Annotated in this window: 4 protein-coding genes; 1 reads left to right on the top strand and 3 read right to left on the bottom strand. The window is 37.0% G+C overall.

Features of this window, described 5'->3' with window-relative positions:
* The 3 genes from GX311_06525 to thiL form a co-directional block, all read right to left on the bottom strand.
* The coding region (locus GX311_06525; GenBank protein ID NLK16033.1) for a hypothetical protein at positions 1-165 on the bottom strand (165 nt) is incomplete at its 3' end.
* A gap of 107 nt (positions 166-272) precedes the next feature.
* A complete protein-coding gene (locus GX311_06520; GenBank protein NLK16032.1) occupies positions 273-2,066 on the bottom strand; it encodes an excinuclease ABC subunit C in 1,794 nt (597 codons plus the stop codon).
* A 51-nt stretch (positions 2,067-2,117) separates the two neighbouring features.
* Positions 2,118-3,170, bottom strand: a complete 1,053-nt coding sequence (thiL, locus tag GX311_06515) for a thiamine-phosphate kinase (protein NLK16031.1) — start codon at positions 3,168-3,170, stop codon at positions 2,118-2,120.
* Positions 3,171-3,408: 238 nt separating this feature from the next.
* Between thiL and GX311_06510 the strand changes: the two genes are divergently transcribed.
* Positions 3,409-5,838, top strand: a complete 2,430-nt coding sequence (locus GX311_06510) for a TonB-dependent receptor (protein ID NLK16030.1) — start codon at positions 3,409-3,411, stop codon at positions 5,836-5,838.
* Positions 5,839-6,000: the final 162 nt, after the last annotated feature.

Genomic DNA, 6,000 nt, shown 5'->3' with positions numbered 1-6,000 from the left:
GTTGTCAACAGAACGGTATATAGCCCAAACCATTTGATCTTGTGCGTTCACGTGCCAGTAATATGATAAATAAAATTCGCCCGGCTCTGTTCCGCGAGTTATATACTGCGCTTGCAAAGAAAAAGCGAAAGCAATAAGGGCTATTGTGAGGGTTAAGTTTTTCATATTTTAAAATTTATGTGTTATTATGATGCGTTTGAAAATATCGCAATAGAAGTTTTTTTATTTGTTTTATAAATTTTGTCTGTTTAATTAACTTGGCAGGTTCAACTTTATTTTTTATGAATATGTGCAAAAATAATATCTGCCCTGCTTTTACCTATTTTGTGGACAAGCTGCTCATGGGTGGCTTTTTTAATTCCATCTATTGACTTATATGCCGACAGAAGAGTTCGGATTGTAGCTGGACCAATCCCTTTTATATTATCGAGTTCGGATTGTACAAAGTTTTTGCTTCTAACGTCTCTGTGAAATGTAATCCCAAAACGGTGAGCTTCGTTTCTAATGTTTTGTATAACCTTTAACGTTGAACTATTTTTGTCTATATACAGAGGGACTGAATCATGTGGTATAAATATCTCCTCGAGTCGCTCGGCAATAGATATTAACGACACTTTTTCTTCAATACCAAGCCGTTTCAATGCTTCGTAAGCAACGTTTAGTTGACCTTTACCTCCGTCAATCACAATCAAATCTGGTAACGGCTTATTTTCACTTAACAATCGCTTGTAGCGACGTGTAATCACTTCTTGCATTGTAGTGTAGTCGTCAATACCATCAACAGTTTTTACGTGAAACTTCCGATACTCGCTTTTATACGGTTTTGCGTTTTTAAAAACAACACATGCCGATACTGCATTCGTTCCCTGCAAGTTAGAATTATCAAAACACTCAATGTGTACAGGGGGCTTGGGAAGTCTTAAATCTTTTTGCATTTGAGCAAGCAGTCGCTCGGTTTTCAAAGCAGGATTGGCTTTTTCAGACATTTTCAGTCTCTCTAACCTATAATATTTTGCATTCTTTTCCGACAGTTCAAGAAGTTTGCGTTTGTCGCCTCTTTTGGGAATAACAAATTTTATCCCTTCCATTTCCAACTCAGGATTGAACGGGACAATAATCTCATTGGATACACTCTTTAGTTTATCGCGAATCTCGATAATAGCCATTTGCAAAATATCTACCTTGTCCTCGTCGAGATGTAGTTGTAATTCAGTAGTATATGATTGTATTATTGAGCCTTGCACAACTTTCAGATAGTTAATAAAACAACTCTTCTCGTCTTTAACGAGCGAGAAAACATCGACGTTACTTATTTTGGAATTTACCACAGTCGATTTGCTCTGATAATTTTCCAACAGTTGCATTTTCTGTTTAGCATGCTCTGCTTCCTCGAAATTTAGACTTTCTGCTGCCGAAATCATGCTATTTTTGAAGTGCAGGATAGCCTCGCTGATATTACCTTTTAAAATATTTCTAATTTGCGGAATGGCTTCCAAATAATCCTCTTCGCTCTGTAACCCAATGCACGGTGCTTTACAGTTATCTATCTGAAACTCCAAACAGCTACTAAATTTTTTACTTTCGATATTCTTTTGCGTTAGCTTTAAAGAGCAAGTACGGATAGAGTATGTTTTCCGAAGAAAATCTATCAACGTTCTAACCATGTAAACCGATGTAAATGGACCATAATACTCGCTACCATCATTAACAATTTCGCGTGTATAAAACAGGCGAGGAAAAGGCTCATTTTTAATACAAATCCATGGAAACGTCTTATCGTCTTTTAGCAGAATATTGTAGCGAGGTTGGTGCTTCTTAATTAGGCTGTTTTCTAAAAGTAGGGCATCTATTTCAGTATCAACCACAATATGCTCAATTCTACTGATTCGTCGGACCATAACACGAACCTTGGCATTATCATGATTTTTTGTAAAATATGATAATACCCTTCGCCTAAGATTTTTTGCTTTCCCAATGTAAATAATCGCTCCTTTATCGTCGAAAAACTGGTAAACACCGGGATTCTCAGGTAAAACAGAGGCTATTTCTTTTGGACTTTCCAATATATTAAGGTTTACAAGTTAGAAACTCAACTTGCAGACAATTCTGCTCTTTTATCACATATCTGTTTCGTCATCGTTAACAAAGGCATTCCACCCATGCGCTGTTAAGGGTACAGCTGTTCCGTCTCTGAAAACAATCTCGCACAATCCTTTGTACGATGTTATATGCCCTATGACTGACACATTTTCAATTTTTGCAATATGCTCGTAATCAGACTGTTTGATAGTAAAAAGAAGCTCGTAGTCCTCACCGCCATTAAGGGCAGGTATTGATGGGTCGATATTAAACTCTTCGCAAAGTCTTATTGATTGCTGATGGATAGGTAATTTTTCGTCGTATATACGGCAACCTACTTCCGAGTTTTGGGCTAAATGCATCAATTCACTTGATAATCCGTCGCTTATATCTATCATTGAGGTTGGAATTATGCCTGCTTCTCTCAGCTTATTACAAATATCACGACGTGGTTCTGGTTTTAACTGTCTCTCAATCAGATATTCATATCCATCAAATTGTGGCTGCTGATGTGGAGCGACCTCAAACGCAGCCTTCTCGCGCGCCAAAAGTTTTAGTCCTAAGTACGCGGCACCTAAATCTCCTGAAACACATATTAAATCATTCTCTTGAGCACCACTACGCATAGTTATCTCTTTTTCATTTGCTACTCCGATGGCTGTAATGGAAATTATAAGTCCGCTGAGTGAAGATACGGTATCACCGCCCACGATATCTACCTTATAAAACTCACACGCTTTATTTATTCCTTTGTAAATCTCTTCGATATGCTCAACCGAAAACCTTGACGACAAGCCAATAGAAACCGTTATCTGCCTGGGCTCGCCGTTCATTGCATAAATATCCGAGAGATTTATTGCAACTGCCTTATATCCCAAATGTTGTAGCGGCATATATGTTAAATCAAAATGAACACCCTCTGTTAGCATATCAGTAGTAACTAAAATTTTACTGCCATTGAAGTTTAATATTGCGGCATCATCTCCGATACCTTTCTCCGAGTCGGGATGATAAAGTTTTACGGTTTCTGATATCTTATTTATCAAGCCAAACTCGCCTATTTTACTTATATCGGTAAATTCTTTCTGCATATTATTGTTGTTTTAAGCACAAAAATAAACAATTCATCCTGCTATTGCTTATTTTTAATATGATAAAATTGTGACGATTGTAGAGACAGGGCATGCCCTGTCTCTACCCACGCAACTTTTATTATCAAATTATTCGGTTTAAAATTAAACAATAAAAATTTAACCCCAACGAATAAACCTTTTGGCTCCCATTTTGTCTATGATATGAAATGTTTTTAATTTTTAATTGATAGTTTTTATGTACAAAGCACTTTTTTTATCCACCATATTGTCAATAATCACACTGACATCGGTTTTTGCACAACCACAACCAGGAATGAAGTTTAATTTACATGGAACGATTCTCGACAGCCAAAACAACAAGCCTGTTATGTACGCAAATGTTGTATTATACAGCCAACGCGACAGCTCTATGGTCGATGGAACTATTACGGGCGAAGATGGTGGTTTTGAAATCGAAGCAAAACGTCCCGGGAAATACTATATGGTTGTTCAGTTTATTGGATATGAAAGATATACCTTACAAGGGATTACAATTTCGCCACAAAGTCCAACTATTACATTAAAACCTATTACCATCAATCCTTCGGCTATAACGTTGCAGGAAGCAGTAGTTACAGATAGGCGCAACGAAATAATTTATAAAATTGACCGTAAAGTTGTTCAAGTTGCCGGGAATGCCAATGTTGTCGGGACTACAGCTGTAGAGGTGTTAGAAAACACACCGGGTTTTGAGGTTGACGACGAGGGTAATGTTACTTTACGTGGCAGCGATAATTTTACGGTTTTAATAAACGGAAAGCCCACAGTTCTAACAGGTAACGACGCTCTGAAACAGATACCGGCTTCAAGTATCGAAAATATTGAAGTAATTACAAACCCTTCAGCTCGTTACGAACCAGATGGACTAACCGGAATTATTAACGTGACTTTGAAAAAAGATACAAAAAGCGGTTTGAACGGCTTGCTCGATGTAAGCGCAGGGAACTCGGGCTGGATAGGTATGATAGATCGTTACAACGTGTCGGCAAACCTCAATTACAGAAACAAAGGACACTCATTGACATTTGGCTATGACTTACACCGGTCGTCTCGCTCTGGGTTGAGAGGAGGAGAAAGAAAAACATTTATTAACACTGACACCATTACACGTATCGAAAAGGGCGAAAGATTATCAGACAACATAGGCAACACATTCCGACTAGGTTATGAAGTAGATTTAACAAAAAAATCATCGCTAAGTATAAACGGTTTAATACGTATTGGAGGAGACGAATCTGAATCAAAGAACAAACAGACAATATCTCACTCAAGCCCCGACTCAACAATTAATCTAATAACAAACAATAAATCAAACGGAAAAAGAGACAATTACGATGTAAATAGTACATTTCTGCACAAGTTTGACAACGAGGGTCACGAACTACAAATAATGGGATCTTTGTCGGGAAACAAGTTCAACAACTTTGGTTATAATGATGAGTTTGTTGATAATATTAAAACTATCGAATGGCAAGATAGCTCATGGACAGCAGAGCAAGCTCAAACAATTCAATTAGACTATTCTAAGCCATTTACTTTTTTCAAATTTGAAACGGGTGCAAAATCACGATTTAGACAGATTGATTTTGAAAACACTAACTATAACAACCCCTATATGCTGTCAAACAGTGTTAACCACTTGCTGTACGACGACCAAATCCATGCTGTATATATAATGGGTAGCAGTAAAATTGAAAGATGGGAATTCCAATTAGGATTGAGAACCGAATATTACAGAATTAACTTACATCAAGAATCTGATGGCTCGAAAAGTGTTAAGGAGGACATTAACTTTTTCCCGACAATACACCTAAGCAACTCAACAGGTAACAACAAATTTATGGCAGGATATAGTCGTAGGGTAAATCGTCCTTTTATTTTCTTTCTAAATCCTTATGAGTCATTCTCAGACGCTTACAATGTTAGACGAGGTAACCCAAATCTTGACCCTGAGTTTAGCCATGCTTTGGAAATCAACTATTTAAGATATTTTGGACAATCAACAGCAAGCGCAACTCTGTTTTACAGACAAACCGATAATGCAATTTCGAGAGTAAGATATTTGTACGATCCTGTTAATAATCCAGGTTTAATGCTTAACACATTTGAGAATATGAATAAAAACTCGTCTTTGGGTATTGAGGCAAGCGTAAGGCATTCGTTTACAAAATGGCTTCAATTCGACGGTAATTATTCATTTTTCCATTATAAAATTGAGGGTTTTACAAACAACATGCCTGTTAATACAAGTTCAATGAATCATACGTTCCGTGCAAATCTTACATTCAGAGTAAGCAAAAATGGCACTTTAACTGCTAACGCAATGTATTTCTCTCCTTCTGTTAGCCCACAAGGAACACGCGGTGCATTTTACAACAATGGATTAAGTTACCGACATCACATTTTGGACAGAAAAGGAACTATATCAATATCAATGCGCAATCCTTTTGGAAAATTCCGTTGGGAATTTACTTCCGAAGGACCTAATTTTTACGACTACTCATATCGTCAACCTAATATGCCAAGAATTACCATTGGATTTAGCTATAAACTGAACGAAGGAGTCAAGAGACAAAGAACTAACGGCGAAAAAACCGAGGATTTTTCAGACGATATGGAAATGTAACTTGTACGAATATTGTAGAGACGGAGCATGCTCCGTCTCTACCCCTTAATGGTTAATATAGATTCCGAATTGTTTTCAAAATACTCATCGTTTATAAAATAAAACTCTGTATGTTTGCATTTGTAAATCGTAGTGGAATTTAATATTCAAAATACTGAGAAC

The organism is Bacteroidales bacterium, from assembly GCA_012519055.1.
Classification (GTDB): Bacteria; Bacteroidota; Bacteroidia; order Bacteroidales; family Salinivirgaceae; genus JAAYQU01.
The sequence above is the reverse complement of the archived record's forward strand: the minus strand, read 5'-3'. Positions and strand labels throughout refer to the sequence as shown.

Bases quoted from the DNA above. Each gene is read 5' to 3' on its own strand.
- thiL (NLK16031.1), bottom strand. From the start codon at position 3,170: ATGCAGAAAGAATTTACCGATATAAGTAAAATAGGCGAGTTTGGCTTG.
- GX311_06510 (NLK16030.1), top strand. From the start codon at position 3,409: ATGTACAAAGCACTTTTTTTATCCACCATATTGTCAATAATCACACTG.